Below are 14,428 nucleotides of genomic sequence, written 5' to 3' on the forward strand. Positions count from 1 at the left end.
CCAACCGCTTCGGCTCAAATCTTCAGGTTGCGCGTCAACCGCGATTCGCCTCGCCGCCAGGCCCCGGCTTCGTTCCGCCCAAGATCGGGCTGACAGATGGCAGAACTTTGGTAACGTAAACCGGCCGTCAAGCATTCCCAGCAATTCTCCGCGACATGAACGCTCGCCGCATGCCTCGCTTCCGTGCCCTGTCCCTTCTGGCCGCTGCCGCTTTCGCCGTGCTCGGCGGCTGCGTGGCGCTCGACAACTACCCGTCGAAGGGCGATGCCCGGCCGCATCCGGGCGTCGCGGCAGCGCATCAATATCCAATCCACGGCATCGATATCTCGCGTTGGCAGGGCGAGATCGACTGGAACGCCGTCAAGGCGGCCGGCACCCGCTTCGTCTACATGAAGGCGACCGAGGGCGGCGACCATGTCGATCCGACCTTCCGCCGCAACTGGGAGGGCGCGCGCCGCGCCGGCATCGCCCGCGGCGCCTACCATTTCGTCTTCTGGTGCCGCCCGGCCCATGAGCAGGCGGTCTGGTTCAAGCAGCAGATCCCGAACGATCCCGATGCCCTGCCGCCGGTGCTCGATGTCGAGTGGAACGGCCATTCGCGGACCTGCCCGCAGAAGATCGACCGCGAACTCGCCCGCGAGAAGATCGCGCTCATGCTGACCGAGCTGGAGCAGCTCACCGGCAAGAAGCCGGTGATCTATACCGACATCACGTTCCATCGCGAGGTGCTGGAGGGGCAGTTCAACAACTACCCCTACTGGATCCGCTCGACGGCGGCGTTGCCGGAAACCCGCTACAACAACCGCCCCTGGGCCTTCTGGCAGTTCACCACGACCGGCCGCGTGCCGGGCATCCGTGGCGATGTCGATCGCAACGCCTTCTTCGGCAGCGAGAGCCAGTTCGCCAGCTGGCTGCGCGGCGAATACGACATCGGCACGCGCCGCTGGGACAAGCGCGAAGGGCCGGCACAGCCGGCACCGGTCCAGCAGGCGCCGCTGCCTCCCCCTGCCGCTCCCGAGCCGCAGGAGCCGAGCGACGTGCCCATCGCGCGCATCCCCGGCAGCGTGCCCCCCGTCGCCTCGACCATGCGGGCCATCGACAACCAGGTCGAGCCCGTCGTTCTCGACTGAGCGGACGCGCCGAACCGCGCCGGTTAACCAAGGCTGAAATTCATTGTTCGACTGCGCCGCAATTCTAACCGGCGCTTAACCACGCTCCCCGCATCTGGACCTGTGATGCGGGAGAGACACATGCCAGCGCGCAAGCTGACCAGCGGACGGATCGGGCTCAAGGCCCTCGCCTTCATGGCCCTGATGATAGGTCTCGTCGAACCGGCGCAGGCGCTCTATCCGAAGAAGGGCGACAGCTCGCCCCATCACGGCGTCCGCGATGCGCGGCGCAAGGTGATCCAGGGCATCGACGTCTCCCGCTGGCAGGGCGAAATCGACTGGGCCCGGGTCAAGGATGCCGGCACGCGCTTCGCCTTCATCAAGGCGACCGAGGGCGGCGACCACCTCGATCCGAATTTCAAGCGCAATTGGGCCGAGGCGAAGAAGCACGGCGTCGCCCGCGGCGCCTATCACTTCGTCTGGTGGTGCCGCTCGGCCAAGGATCAGGTGCGCTGGATCAAGAAGCACATCCCGCGCGACCCGGACGCCCTGCCGCCGGTGCTCGATGTCGAATGGCAGAACGACTCGCAATGCACCCGCAAGATCTCGAAGGAACTGGCCATGGCCAAGATCAACGAGATGCTCAAGGGCCTGCGCGAACACACTGGCAAGAAGCCGGTCATCTATACCGACATCAACTTCCACGAGGACGTGCTGGAGGGTGAGCTCAATGACCACCCGTTCTGGCTGCGTTCGACGGCGGCTCCATTGGCGAAGCGCTATGAGCGCGACCGCTGGGAGTTCTGGCAGTTCACCACCACCGGTCGCGTGCCGGGCATCACCGGCGATGTCGACCGCAACGCCTTCTTCGGCAGCGAGCGCGAGTTCGAAGCCTGGCGGCAGGGCCGCTTCGACATCGGCACGCGCAAATGGCATGGCGGCGAGCCCAGGATCGCGGCGCGGGCGCCGACGCCCACTCCGGCGGGCCTGCGTGCGCCCAGCGACGCTGGCGGCACGAAGCTGAAATTCGCCCCGCCCGGCCGCATCCCGAACGCACGCACGGCCGATAACCGCCGCGCCGACGCAACCGGCTCGATCAGGCGCGACTGAGCCACCTTTTGCCGGCTGTCATGCCGCCGTCATATCCGCGGCGCCCTTAGGCGCCGCGCTGCCGGATCGGCCCCGCAGTGTCAGCGGAAGCCCGGCATGCTCAGCGATCTCCAGTCCCAATCCGGCATCATCTGGGCCTATCGCTTCGACGCGGACGGAGCGCCCAGCCGCATTCCCCGCGACGAGATGCCGGAGCTCGCCCCGACTGAGGGCTTCGTCTGGCTCCATCTCGATCTCGTCCACACGCGGGCCCAGAGCTGGATCGCCGAGCAGGAGCTGCCGGACGCGACGCAGGAAGCCTTCCTCTCGCATGAGCCGCACCAGCGGCTCGACCATTCCGCCAATCTCGCCTGGGGCGTCTCGCACGACCTGATCCGCGACATCGCCGACAAGTCCGAGGATGTCGGCGCGCTGCGCTGGATCATCGGCGAGAAGTTCCTGCTGACCGGCCGGCGCGAGGCGCTGCACTCGATCCGCATGACCGCCGAGGCGTTGGATCGCGGTGAACCGGCCGCGAGCCCGGCCGGGCTCTTCGAGCAGATCATCGAATACATCATCGACGACGTCACCGACGCGGTGGTGCGTCTCGTCGACGAGACCGATAGCGTCGAGGACCATATCCTGCTCGACCGCCTGCATGACGGGCCGCAGCGCGTCGGCTCGATCAGGCGCACGGCGGTCCGGCTGCATCGCCAGCTCAGCGGCCTGCATGTCCTGTTCCGTCGCTTCGCCGAGACCCAGTCCGGCCGCAGCGCGCCCGATGCGGTCAAGGGCGCAGCCTCGCGATTGCTCCAGCGCGTCGACGGCCTGCATCACGATGTCCAGTCTGTACAGGACAGGGCGCGGCTGTTGCAGGACGAGATCGCGGCCCGCTCGGCCAGCCGCACCAATCGGCAGCTCTATGTGCTCTCGCTGCTGACGGCGCTCTTCCTGCCCGCGACCTTCATCACCGGCCTGTTCGGCATCAATGTGAAGGGCCTGCCCTGGGTCGAATCGGAGGCCGGCGCCTTCTTCGTGGCGCTGACCTGTCTCGCCGCCGCCCTGCTGACCCTCGTCCTGCTCCGGCGCCGGGGCGTGATCGGGAGCTAGGCATCACTCTTCGCGGCCTGCCGCTGCGCCCGCTTCTCCTCGGCCTTGGCGCCCCAGAAGATCGCAGCACGGATCAGCAGGAATTCCAGCACGAAGATCCCGGTCAACGCGCCGGCAATGAGCATCTGATCGCTGCTGCGGTATCGCGCGATGCTCGCGAATCCACCGGGCATGAAGCCCGCGATGACGAGGACGAAAACAGCCTGCAGCACGAAGGTCGCGAGCGCGCAGAGCAGCGCGACGGACCATGCACGGCCGGACGGCGGACGGGCCTGCTCGCGCTTGAACCAGATCTGGCCGGCCCACGAACCAGCGCTCCAGACCAGGATCAGGCCCAGCGCTCCCATGCTGCCCGGAGCCGCGTTGAAATAGGCCTCCAGAGCGATGACCACCACATTGAGGATGATCACCGCGACAACCAGGAAGGCGGTGTAGCGCAAGACGAGAGCGCCGTTGGAAATGGGCGATGCGATCGACGGCAGGGACATTCGGAAGCTCCAGGCAGGCATGGTCCAATCCGCCGGCTACGATGGTTGGCAACGCCGGTAAAGCCCCGAGCTCTGCACAAGGGACAGGCTCATCGGGCGGCGGACCGGTGCAAAACCGCCCACACCGCCCTCTGATCCGCTCGGCCTGACACCGGCATTCCCGACCTGTAAGCTCGCGACAAAGCGGCCCCGTTCGGGCTGCACAAAGCTATTCGAGCCGGGAGGACATCATGCTCGTCAACGCGCCGCGCCCGTTCAATTTCGACCTCGGCGAGACCGCCGACGCGATCCGCGACACCGTCCATGCCTTCGCGCAGGAGAAGATCGCGCCGCGCGCCGAGGAGATCGACAAGACCAATCAGTTCCCGCGCGATCTCTGGCCGGAAATGGGCGCGCTCGGCCTGCACGGCATGACGGTCGATGAGGAGCATGGCGGCACGGGCTTGGGCTATCTCGAGCATTGCATCGCGGTCGAGGAGGTCTCTCGCGCCTCCGCCTCCGTCGGCCTCTCCTACGGCGCCCACTCGAATCTCTGCGTCAACCAGATCAGCCGCAACGGCAACGAGGCGCAGAAGCGCAGATACCTGCCGAAGCTGATCTCGGGCGAACATGTCGGCGCGCTCGCCATGTCCGAGCCGGGCTCTGGCTCCGACGTCGTCTCGATGCGGACCCGCGCCGACAAGAAGGGCGACCGCTACGTCCTCAACGGCAATAAGATGTGGATCACCAACGGCCCGATCGCCGAGACGCTGGTCGTCTACGCCAAGACCGATCCCGAGGCCGGCCCGCGCGGCATCACAGCCTTCCTGATCGAGAAGGGCATGAAGGGCTTCTCACCCCATCAGAAGCTCGACAAGCTCGGCATGCGTGGCTCGGATACCTGCGAGCTCGTCTTCCAGGATTGCGAGGTGCCGGAGGAGAATGTGCTCGGCACGGTCGGGCGCGGCGTCAACGTGCTGATGTCGGGCCTCGACTATGAGCGCGTCGTACTGGCGGCAGGCCCCCTCGGCATCATGCAGGCGGCGCTCGACGTGGTCATGCCCTATGTCCACGAACGCAAGCAGTTCGGCCAGTCGATCGGCGAGTTCCAGCTCGTCCAGGGCAAGGTCGCCGATATGTATGTCGCGATGAATTCCTGCCGGGCCTATGTCTATGCCGTCGCCAAGGCCTGCGACCGTGGCGAGACCACCCGCGAGGACGCCGCCGGCGCCATCCTGATCGCGGCCGAGAAGGCGACGCAGGTCGCGCTCGACGCGATCCAGCTCCTCGGCGGCAACGGCTATATCAACGACTACCCGACCGGCCGCCTGCTGCGCGACGCCAAGCTCTACGAGATCGGCGCCGGAACGAGCGAGATCCGCCGGATGCTGATCGGGCGGGAACTGTTCAACAAGACGAAGTGAGAAGCTCCGCCGTCATGCTCGCCCTTGTGGCGAGCATCCACGTCTTGACCGCGCCCCTCGAAAGGCGAAGACGTGGATGGTCGGGACAAGCCCGACCATGACGGAAAGCGCGCAGTCGAAACGATGCCCCTCTACTTCGCCTACGGCCTCAACATGGACCCGGACGGGATGGCGCAGCGCTGCCCGAAGGCGCAGCCGCTCGGCCCGGCCCGCCTGCCCCGCCATCGCTTCATCGTCACCCGCGACGGCTACGCCTCGGTAATCCGCGATCCCCGCGAGGAGGTCCATGGCGTGCTCTGGGACTGCTCGCTCAGCGACATGCGCGTCCTCGACAAGTTCGAGGAACTCGCCAGCGGGCTCTATGTGAAGATCAGCCAGCCGGTGATCGTGCCGGGCGGAGCCAAGCGCGCGCTGATCTATATCGGCCGCTCGGCCGATCCGGGGCGGCCGCGCCCAGGCTACATGGAAGCGGTCATCGCCGGGGCGAAACACTACGGCCTGCCAGAGACTTACGTCGCCGGCTTGAATCGTTTTCTGACCAAGCCGAATCTCGATCTGAAGGGCTTGAATCAGGATGCGAGCGCGCCGCTCCCGCCCGGCCCGGTGAAGGGCGTGCGGCCAAGGGCGCTGGCACCGAAGTAAGCCTTTCCTTCTCCCCTTGCGGGAGAAGGTGGCTCCGCGCAGCGGAGACGGATGAGAGGTCGCACAACCTCAAACGCCAGCGCAACGACGCTAACGATGAAGGTCGTGAGACCCCTCACCCCAACCCTCTCCCGCAAGGGGAGAGGGGGTAGGTCGAGTCTTACGCCGCCAGCCCCTTCGCCAGCTCGCTGACCTGCTTCTCGAACAGCGCGCGATAGGCGCCGTCCTGGCGGGTCAGCAGGGCCTCGTGCGGCCCCTCCTCGATCACCCGGCCGCGATCGAAGACCAGGATGCGGTCCATGGCCCGCACCGTCGAGAGGCGGTGCGCGATCACGATCGTGGTGCGGCCTTCCATCAGGCGCTCGATCGCCTGCTGGATCAGCGCCTCCGACTCCGAATCGAGGCTCGAGGTCGCCTCGTCCAGGATCAGGATCGGCGCATCGGCCAGGAAGGCGCGGGCCAGCGCGACACGCTGGCGCTCGCCACCCGAGAGCTTGATGCCGCGCTCGCCGACGAGCGTCGCGTAGCCCTTGGGCAGGCGCATGATGAACTCATGCGCGTTGGCGAGCTTCGCCGCCTGCTCGACCTGCGCCAGGCTCGCGCCCGGCCGGCCATAGGCGATGTTGTCCGCCAGCGAGCGGTGGAACAGCACCGGCTCCTGCTGCACGATCGCGATCTGCTGGCGCAGCGACGCCTGCGTGACATCGGCGATATCCTGCCCGTCGATCGCGATCCGGCCCCCGGTGACGTCGTAGAGCCGCTGCACCAGCTTGACGAAGGTCGTCTTGCCGGAGCCCGAGCGGCCGACGAGGCCGACCTTCTCGCCGCCACGGATGGTCAGCGAGAAATCGCGGTAGAGCGGATCGTGATGCCCACCGTAATGGAAGGTCACGTCCTCGAAGGCGATCTCGCCCGCGGTCACGCCCATATCCACCGCACCCTTCCGGTCCGGCACGCCATAGGGAAGATCGTGCATCCAGACGAGCTCCTCCATGTCATTGACCGAGCGCTGCAGGTTGTGGACGTGCTGACCGACATCGCGCAGATAGCCATGCACCACCGCATAGGCCGTCAGCACGAAGGCGACGTCGCCGGGCGAGGCTTGCCCGTTCGCCCAGAGCCAGATCACGAGACCGATCACCGCCGCGCGCAGAAAGAGCAGCACGATGTTCTGGCCGGTGCCCGACCAGGTCCCGCGAATCCAGGCGCGCCGCGTCCTGCGGCTCCACTTGGAGACGACCGTCGCCAGCCGCAGGTCCTCGCGGGCCTCGCCGCCATAGGCCTTCACCACCGGGTTGCAGGTGATGGCATCGGCCAGCGAACCGCCCAGGCGCGTGTCCCAGGCATTGCCGAGCCGGGCGGCCGGCGCGACGAAGCGCAGCGAGAGCGCCAGCGTCAGCCCGATATAGGCCAGTGCACCCAGCGCCACGACGAGCCCCATCGCCGGCCAGTGCCAGGCCAGCACCGCCGTCATGCCGAGCAGGATGACCAGCGACGGCAGGAGCGCGATCAGAACGGTGTCGGTCAAGAGGTCGAGCGCCCACATGCCGCGCGTGATCTTGCGAACCGTCGAGCCCGCGAAGTTGTTCGCGTGCCAGTCGGTCGAGAAGCGCTGCAGGCGCGCGAAGGCCTCCTGCGAGCCGTCGCTCATCGTGCGCAGCGTCATCGTGGTGATGCCGGTGAAGGCGAAATGCCGCCCGACCACCATGATGGCGGCGAGCACCATCATCGCGCCGAGCGCCCAGAGCGCCGCCTCCGCGCCTCCGGCGCTGGCACCACCCGCCACCGCATCGACGAGGCGGCCGGCATAGACCGGCGTGAACAACTCGGCGAGCGTCGCGACGATGGTGACGCCGGCCACCCAGGCGACCTGCCCGGGCTGGCGTGCCCAATGCTTGAAAGTGAAGCCGAGAACGGCCCGGAACGGCTCGCGCCGCCCGGTTTGAGTATCATGAGACATAGCGTCATTCGGCGCCAGGACGGCAGCCGACTCCGAATCAGGCGAAGACGACGACGCGCGCCGGCTTCGGCAATGAAAGAAACTGGTTTGAAAAAAGGCTCAGGAGACTGCCCCGGGGGCGGGCCTCGTGCGAGACCGACCTAGTGCCGGGTTGGTCGCATGGGAGTGGCTGCGATGTTGATGAATTTCATTCAGCCCTCCCTTTCTTGAGTTGGAGCCAAGGTGAAGGAAGGTGCCTGATTGTAGGGCAGCGCGCAAGCCCGCCTCCCATGCAATGGCTGCACGAGGCGTCTTCGCTCAATTCAAGGCGGAGTAGCGCGTCGGCTTACCAGAACAGCGCCACCAGACGCGCCGCGATCACCAGCAGGAAGGCCGCGATGATCGTGCCCAGCACCTGTTGGCGCTTGGCGTGGTTGGGCCATCGCCGCGCGAGCAGCCTGCCCAGCGGCTTGCGGAAAACGAAGGCCGCGACCAGCAGAACGATGACGTAGTGGGACAAGGTCTAAGTCTCAGGCCTTTTTGTCGGCCGGGGCCGTATCGACCGGCGCACCGGCCTTCTTCCAGGCGCCGAAGCCGCCGGCCACATGCGCGACCGGCTTCAGGCCCATCTCCTGCGCGGCTTGTGCGGCCAGCGCCGAGCGCCAGCCACCGCCGCAGAAGAAGACGAAGCGCTTGTCCTGCTGGAAGACCGGCTTGGCATAGGGGCTTTCCGGGTCGATCCAGAACTCCAGCATGCCGCGCGGGCAATGGAAGGCACCGGGCATCCGCCCTTCCCGCTCCAGCTCGCGCGGATCGCGCAGATCGACGAAGACCACGGCATCACTTCCGTGCAGCGCCTGTGCCTCCGCGATCGACAGCGTCTCGATCCGGCTTTCGGCCTCCGCGACCAGCGTCTTGTAGCCCTTGGTGATGGTCTGCGGCACGATCATGCCCTCCCCGATTCCGGCCGCACCGTGACGGCTCACCGCTACAGCGTCAATGCCGCCCGGCTTGTCGCCCGCGCGGCTTCGTCACAAGCTGCTTGCCTCTCCGGCTCCCGAAATGGCAGAGCGGCAGCATGCTCGGTTTCAGCAATCTGGACGTCATCGCGCTCGCGTTCTTCGCGATCTCCTGGGTCGGCTATCACTATGCGGTCGAGCTTGGGCCGCATGCCGCCCGGACGCTCAACATGCGGATGAACCTGCGCCGCGCCCGCTGGATCAACGAGGCGGCGGGCCGCGAGGTGCGGATCGTCGACACGCAGGTGATGGGCGGACTGCAGAACGGCACCGCCTTCTTCGCCTCGACCTCGCTGATCGCGATCGGCGGCACGCTCACTCTCCTGAACTCGACCGAGCGCGTGGTCGCGATCTTCAGCGACCTGCCTTTCGTGCCCGTGACGCTGCGCTCGGTCTGGGAGATGAAGGTGATCGGCCTCACCGGCGTCTTCGGCTACGCCTTCTTCAAGTTCGCCTGGGCTTACCGGCTGTTCAACTACTGCGTCATCCTGCTCGGTGCCCTGCCGCCCTTCGACAGCAAGGACGCGAAGGCGATGGCACATGCGGTCCATGAAACCGTGGAGATGAACATTGCCGCCGGCCGGCATTTCAACCGCGGCCAGCGCGCCTTCTTCTTCGCGCTCGCCTATCTCGGCTGGTTCCTCGGGCCGGTCACCTTCATCGGCTTCACCGCTGCGGTGCTGGTCGCGATGTATCGCCGCCAGTTCGCCTCCGACGCCGCCCGCGTCTTCAAATATCCGAGCCAGCCATGAGCATCGAACCCGAAGCGATCGAGAGCGCGATCCTCGACCTGCTCGCCCAGCGCGAAGCGGGTCTGACGATCTCGCCGATGGATGTCGCCCGCCGCCTCGGCGGCGACCATCCCGACGGCTGGGGGCCGTTGATGCAGCCCGTGCGCCGGGCTGCCGTGAAGCTGATGAAGGAAGGCCGGCTGGTCATCACTCGCAAGGGCCGCCCGGTCGACCCCGACGATTTTCGCGGCGTCTATCGGTTGGTGCTGCCGGTTATGTCTTGAGACCGACCCGATTTTCCGCGGAAACACGCGGGTCATCCCGGGCTTGACCCGGGATCCATTCCGGAACGCTTCCGATCAAGGTTCAGGCATGGATCCCGGATCTTCGCTTCGCTACGTCCGGGATGACCTGTGTTTCCCAAGGAGGGCGATTGGCTCTGACTTACGGCGCCGGGAAGAGTTCGTCCGTATAGCCCGCGAGCCGATACGCCACGAGGCCGACCCACTCCTTGAAGCCGTTATCGGCGATTTCGAGCCCGCGGGGTGCCCGGCTGTACGGCCGGATGAAATCGTCGGGCTCGCCGCTTGTCCAGTAATCGACCGGGAAGGCCTCGACCGCGAACCCGGCCTTGCGGAACACACCGATCGAGCGCGGCATATGCCAGGCCGAAGTCACCAGGAGCCAGCGCTCGCCGGGCTTGGGGTCGACGAGCCTGCGGGTGAAGGCGGCGTTCTCGCGCGTGTTGCGTGACTTGTCCTCCAGGATGAGCCGGGCGGGCTCGAGCCCCAGCCCCTCGAACAGCAGCTTGGCGCCATCCGCTTCGGTCACGGTCGTTTCCGAGATCAGGTTGGCCGCGCCGCCCGTGAAGACGATCTTGGCCTGCGGATGCAGCCGCGCCAGTTCCACCGCCTTGGTCATGCGCGCCGCCGAGGAGTTCATCGCGACATCGCCGCGCGCGACGCCGACGGCGCCGCCGAGTACGACGATCCCGGTCACCGGGCCTTTGCGGGCATCCTGCTGCGGGAAGCGATCCTCCAGTGGCCGCAGCACGATGCGCGGCAGCGGGCTGAAGGCCATGAGCCCGAGCGCGATCAACGAGATCAATCCGATCCAGCGCGCCGGGCGGGCAAGGCGCGTGAAGGCCAGCAGCCCTGAAAGCCCGGCAAGCAGGATCGCGAAATTCACCGGCGACAGGACGAACCAGACGACCTTTGAGAGAACGAAGAACATCGCGCGGCCGGACTGAGGACAGATCACTCAAATTCTATCGGCAAATACTGACGGCTTTCTGAACCGGGATACCCTGAAACTACGCTCGGGAATGGCGAGTGCTGTCAGCGAATGATCTGCGGCGGCGATTGCGGGCGCCGCCCGCCGGCCTGCGGCAGGGCTTTCGCGAGCTCGATCGCCCGGCCGGCGACCTCGCGCAATTCACAGCCCGCCTGCCGCCCGGCTTGCAGCGCCTCACGCTGGGTCGCGCCATAGAAGGCACATTTCTGCGTGACATAGCTCTCCCAGGCGAGCTGCAACGCCGCTAGCCGGCTGCGCTGGCCGGCATCGAGGGCGCGTCCCGTGACTTGCAGCGCGAGCGTCAGGCGCTCGCGCCACGCCGCCTCCTCGCGCCGGGCACAGGCGGCTTCAGCCCCGCGCGGATCGTTGCTGGCGGCCCGTACGCAGGCCACTGCCACCGCGCCGATACAGGCCGAAGGCGAGGACCCGCTGTCGCGCAGACAGCCGGAGAGCGCCGCGAGATCGGTCCGTAGCGTCGGTGACGTTTGTGCCACCGCAGGCGCGGTCGCAGCGAGGCTGCACAGGAGCAGGATCGTCCGAAAGGCGCTCATCCCGCTATCATGCCAGCGACTGCGCCCGGATCAAGCGGGGCGTTGCGATCTCACGCGATCGGCAACGGCAGCGCGGCCTGCGCTGCCGGCCGGGCGAAGAGCGTTTCATACCAGCGCTGGACACGAGGCCTCGCGATCCGCTCCACCGGCATGTTGAGCCAGCGATGCACACCGCAGCCCACCGCGATATCCGCCATGCCAAAGCGCTCGCCGGCCAGGAAGGGCCGGTCGGCCAATTGCGCCTCGAGGATCGCCATCAGCACCTCGGCACGGGCAACGCCGTCGGCGATCACCTTTGGCTCGGTGAAGGCCGGCACCTTGCGCACCACGCCCCAGAGCACCGGCGCCAATGCCGGCTGCAACTCGGACTGCATCCAGTCGATCCAGCGATCGGCCAGGACGCGCCGGGCGGGATTCTCCTCCCAGAGCACACCCGAGGCATAGCGGGCCGCGAGATAGCGCAGGATGCTGCTCGACTCCCATAGGACGAGCTCGCCGTCGCGCAGCACCGGAATCTGGCGGTTCGGGTTCATTGCCGCGAATTCGAGGGTGTCGAGCCCACCGAAAGGCCCGCCGACATCGATGCGCTCGAAGGCCTGCTCGGCCTCGCCCGCGGCCCAGACCACCTTCTGGACGTTGATCGAGCTCAACCGGCCCCAGATCGTCAGCATGAAACCCTCCGGACCGTCATGCTCGCCCTTGTGGCGAGCATCCACGTCTTGAACACAACTTTGATGAGCAAAGACGTGGATGGTCGGGACAAGCCCGACCATGACGGCAGAGCCGCGTCCTGCATCATCCGCTCAGGCGAATTCCATGATGACGGCGTCGACGGCGAGCGAATCGCCCTCCTTCGCCAAAATCTTGGCGATGGTGACGTCCTTCTCGGCGCGCAGGACGTTCTCCATCTTCATCGCCTCGACCATGGCGAGCGGCTCGCCGGCCTTGACCTCCTGGCCGACCGCGACCGAAATCGCCTTGACCAGGCCCGGCATCGGGCAGAGCAGGAACTTGCCGGTATCGGCAGCGACCTTCTCCGGCATCAGCGCGGCCAACTCCGCTTCGCGCTGCGTATAGACATGGGCATTGGCATAGGCGCCGGCATGGCCGAGCGCGACGCCGTTCAGGATCGGCCGGACCTGCGCCGCGACCTTCACCCCGTCGAGCGTGCCATGCCAGACCGGCTCACCCGGCACCCAGTCACTGGCGACGCTGACGCTGCGGTCGGCAAAGGCGATGACCACCGCCCCGCCCTGCTCCGTAACCTCGCCCTCGAAGCGCTCAGGCCCGAGCTGCACGATGCGCAGCCGGTCGAAGGCGACCTTGCGCCAGCCCTCCATCTGCGCCGAGACGTTGCGCTTGCGCTGGTTCATGCGGTGGTCGCAGGCGATCGCGATCGCAGCCATGCGCTGCGCCGTCTCACCCTGCGGCACCGGCAGCGAGAAGCCCTCGGGAAACTCCTCGGCGATGAAGCCGGTCGAGAGATTGCCGGCGATCCAGCGCGGATGCTGCATCACCGCCGCGACGAAGGGGATGTTGTGGCGGATGCCGTCGATGGCGAAGGCATCGAGCGCGCGCGCCTGCGCCTTGATCGCCGCCTCGCGCGTCGGCGCGTGCGTGACGAGCTTGGCGATCATCGGGTCGTAATAGATCGAGATCTCGCCGCCCTCGAAGACGCCGGTATCGTTGCGCACCATCGCTTCGCCATCCGGCCCCTCGCTCGGCGGCCGGTAGGTCACGAGCCGCCCGGTCGAGGGCAGGAAGTTGCGCGTCGGGTCCTCGGCATAGACTCTGGATTCGACCGCCCAGCCATCGAGCTTCACATCCGCCTGCGTGATCGCGAGCTTTTCGCCATAGGCCACGCGGATCATCTGCTCGACGAGATCGATGCCGGTGATCATCTCGGTCACTGGGTGCTCGACCTGCAGACGCGTGTTCATCTCGAGGAAGTAGAAGGACTTGTCCTGGCCGGCGACGAACTCGACCGTGCCGGCCGAGTCGTAGTTGACCGCCTTGGCCAGCGCGACCGCCTGCTCGCCCATCTTGCGGCGGGTCGCCTCGTCGAGCAGCGGCGACGGCGCCTCCTCCAGAACCTTCTGGTTGCGGCGCTGGATCGAGCATTCGCGCTCGCCGAGATAGATGACGTTGCCGTGCTTGTCGCCGAGAACCTGGATCTCGATATGGCGGGGATCGACGATGAACTTCTCGACGAAGACGCGGTCGTCGCCGAAGGAGGACGCCGCTTCCGACTTGGCGCGGGCAAAACCCTCAGCGACTTCGCCGGCCGAATGGGCGATGCGCATGCCCTTGCCGCCGCCGCCGGCCGAGGCCTTGATCATCACGGGATAGCCGATCTCGTCGGCGATGGTCACCGCATGCTCGGGGCTCTCGATGATGCCGAGGAAGCCCGGAACGGTCGAAACCTTGGCGGCGGCCGCTGCCTTCTTCGACTCGATTTTGTCGCCCATCGCGGCGATGGCGCCGGGGTTCGGGCCGATGAAGACGATGCCGTTATCCTTCAACGCCTGGGCAAAGGCCTCGCGCTCGGACAGGAAACCGTAGCCGGGATGCACGGCCTGCGCGCCCGTCTGCTTGCAGGCGTCGATGATCTTGTCGATCAGGAGGTAGGACTGGGCGGCGGGTGCTGCGCCGATATGCACGGCCTCATCGGCCATTTCGACATGCAGAGCGTCGCGATCCGCATCGGAATAGACGGCGACCGTCTTGATACCCATGCGCCGCGCCGTCTTGATGACACGGCAGGCGATCTCGCCGCGGTTCGCGATCAGGATCTTCGAGAACATGCGCGGCCACTCCCGGCTTCAGACCAGACTGCAATAACCGGGGTCTATGGGATGCCGCAACTGCCGTCCACCGATGCGAAAGTCGGCTATCGGCCAAGCCGTTGTGCAAGGATGCGCAGGCCGGGGCTGTCTTCGGTCCGGCCGGATCTCCGAAATCGCCATCATCGAAAGCCGGCGGCGGAGCAATCCCGCGTGGAGGAAGCTCCACGGTTTGGGTTCGCTCCGCCGACAAAGATATCTGGAGCGAGCT

Annotated in this window: 14 protein-coding genes and 1 pseudogene; 7 read left to right on the forward strand and 8 right to left on the reverse strand. The window is 66.8% G+C overall.

From position 1 onward, the window contains the following. Nucleotides 1–155 precede the first annotated feature (155 nt). The 3 genes and pseudogenes from ACODTJ_RS18980 to ACODTJ_RS18990 form a co-directional block, all read left to right on the forward strand. Nucleotides 156–929: pseudogene (locus ACODTJ_RS18980) on the forward strand (glycoside hydrolase family 25 protein); the annotation flags it as partial. 321 nt (nucleotides 930–1,250) lie between these two features. After that, nucleotides 1,251–2,219, forward strand: coding sequence for a glycoside hydrolase family 25 protein (locus tag ACODTJ_RS18985; protein WP_454656628.1), 969 nt, complete (start codon nucleotides 1,251–1,253; stop codon nucleotides 2,217–2,219). Between the two features lie 96 nt (nucleotides 2,220–2,315). Continuing rightward, nucleotides 2,316–3,308 (forward strand): CorA family divalent cation transporter, encoded by a 993-nt coding sequence (locus ACODTJ_RS18990; RefSeq protein ID WP_454656627.1) that lies wholly within the window; start codon nucleotides 2,316–2,318, stop codon nucleotides 3,306–3,308. Here ACODTJ_RS18990 and ACODTJ_RS18995 read toward each other — a convergent pair. Continuing rightward, entirely contained in the window at nucleotides 3,305–3,796 is a 492-nt protein-coding gene (locus ACODTJ_RS18995; RefSeq protein WP_454656626.1) for an ABZJ_00895 family protein, read from the reverse strand. The genes ACODTJ_RS18990 and ACODTJ_RS18995 overlap by 4 nt on opposite strands. Before the next feature lie 230 nt (nucleotides 3,797–4,026). On the opposite strand from ACODTJ_RS18995, the gene ACODTJ_RS19000 reads away from it, so the two are divergent. Beyond that, complete coding sequence (locus tag ACODTJ_RS19000; RefSeq protein ID WP_454656625.1) at nucleotides 4,027–5,199, forward strand: isovaleryl-CoA dehydrogenase; 1,173 nt, start codon at nucleotides 4,027–4,029, stop codon at nucleotides 5,197–5,199. 123 nt (nucleotides 5,200–5,322) lie between these two features. Further along, a complete protein-coding gene (locus ACODTJ_RS19005; RefSeq protein WP_454656624.1) occupies nucleotides 5,323–5,841 on the forward strand; it encodes a gamma-glutamylcyclotransferase family protein in 519 nt (172 codons plus the stop codon). Between the two features lie 160 nt (nucleotides 5,842–6,001). Here ACODTJ_RS19005 and ACODTJ_RS19010 read toward each other — a convergent pair whose 3' ends face one another. The 3 genes from ACODTJ_RS19010 to ACODTJ_RS19020 all read right to left on the reverse strand — a co-directional run bounded on the left by ACODTJ_RS19010 (nucleotide 6,002) and on the right by ACODTJ_RS19020 (nucleotide 8,724). Then, complete coding sequence (locus tag ACODTJ_RS19010) at nucleotides 6,002–7,801, reverse strand: ABC transporter ATP-binding protein (RefSeq protein WP_488849578.1); 1,800 nt, start codon at nucleotides 7,799–7,801, stop codon at nucleotides 6,002–6,004. Between the two features lie 325 nt (nucleotides 7,802–8,126). Continuing rightward, nucleotides 8,127–8,300, reverse strand: a complete 174-nt coding sequence (locus tag ACODTJ_RS19015) for a hypothetical protein (protein WP_291657084.1) — start codon at nucleotides 8,298–8,300, stop codon at nucleotides 8,127–8,129. A gap of 10 nt (nucleotides 8,301–8,310) precedes the next feature. Beyond that, nucleotides 8,311–8,724 carry a rhodanese-like domain-containing protein gene (locus ACODTJ_RS19020; RefSeq protein WP_454658979.1) on the reverse strand — a complete coding sequence of 138 codons (414 nt, stop codon included), beginning with the start codon at nucleotides 8,722–8,724 and terminating at the stop codon, nucleotides 8,311–8,313. 134 nt (nucleotides 8,725–8,858) lie between these two features. Between ACODTJ_RS19020 and ACODTJ_RS19025 the strand changes: the two genes are divergently transcribed. Next, the gene (locus ACODTJ_RS19025) at nucleotides 8,859–9,551 is read left to right on the forward strand and encodes a DUF599 domain-containing protein (protein WP_454656622.1); all 693 of its coding nucleotides are present in this window, start codon (nucleotides 8,859–8,861) and stop codon (nucleotides 9,549–9,551) included. Further along, the gene (locus ACODTJ_RS19030) at nucleotides 9,548–9,814 is read left to right on the forward strand and encodes a DUF3253 domain-containing protein (protein ID WP_454656621.1); all 267 of its coding nucleotides are present in this window, start codon (nucleotides 9,548–9,550) and stop codon (nucleotides 9,812–9,814) included. The genes ACODTJ_RS19025 and ACODTJ_RS19030 overlap by 4 nt, the downstream gene beginning before the upstream one ends. Before the next feature lie 160 nt (nucleotides 9,815–9,974). Here ACODTJ_RS19030 and ACODTJ_RS19035 read toward each other — a convergent pair whose 3' ends face one another. The 4 genes from ACODTJ_RS19035 to ACODTJ_RS19050 all read right to left on the reverse strand — a co-directional run bounded on the left by ACODTJ_RS19035 (nucleotide 9,975) and on the right by ACODTJ_RS19050 (nucleotide 14,178). Then, the gene (locus ACODTJ_RS19035; protein ID WP_454656620.1) at nucleotides 9,975–10,790 is read right to left on the reverse strand and encodes a YdcF family protein; all 816 of its coding nucleotides are present in this window, start codon (nucleotides 10,788–10,790) and stop codon (nucleotides 9,975–9,977) included. A gap of 77 nt (nucleotides 10,791–10,867) precedes the next feature. Further along, entirely contained in the window at nucleotides 10,868–11,374 is a 507-nt protein-coding gene (locus tag ACODTJ_RS19040; protein ID WP_454656619.1) for a lysozyme inhibitor LprI family protein, read from the reverse strand. 50 nt (nucleotides 11,375–11,424) lie between these two features. Then, the gene (locus ACODTJ_RS19045) at nucleotides 11,425–12,045 is read right to left on the reverse strand and encodes a glutathione S-transferase family protein (protein ID WP_454656618.1); all 621 of its coding nucleotides are present in this window, start codon (nucleotides 12,043–12,045) and stop codon (nucleotides 11,425–11,427) included. Between the two features lie 132 nt (nucleotides 12,046–12,177). Continuing rightward, nucleotides 12,178–14,178, reverse strand: a complete 2,001-nt coding sequence (locus ACODTJ_RS19050; protein WP_488849579.1) for an acetyl-CoA carboxylase biotin carboxylase subunit — start codon at nucleotides 14,176–14,178, stop codon at nucleotides 12,178–12,180. Nucleotides 14,179–14,428 lie beyond the last annotated feature (250 nt).

This window comes from Allobosea sp. FG18 (assembly GCF_057809495.1).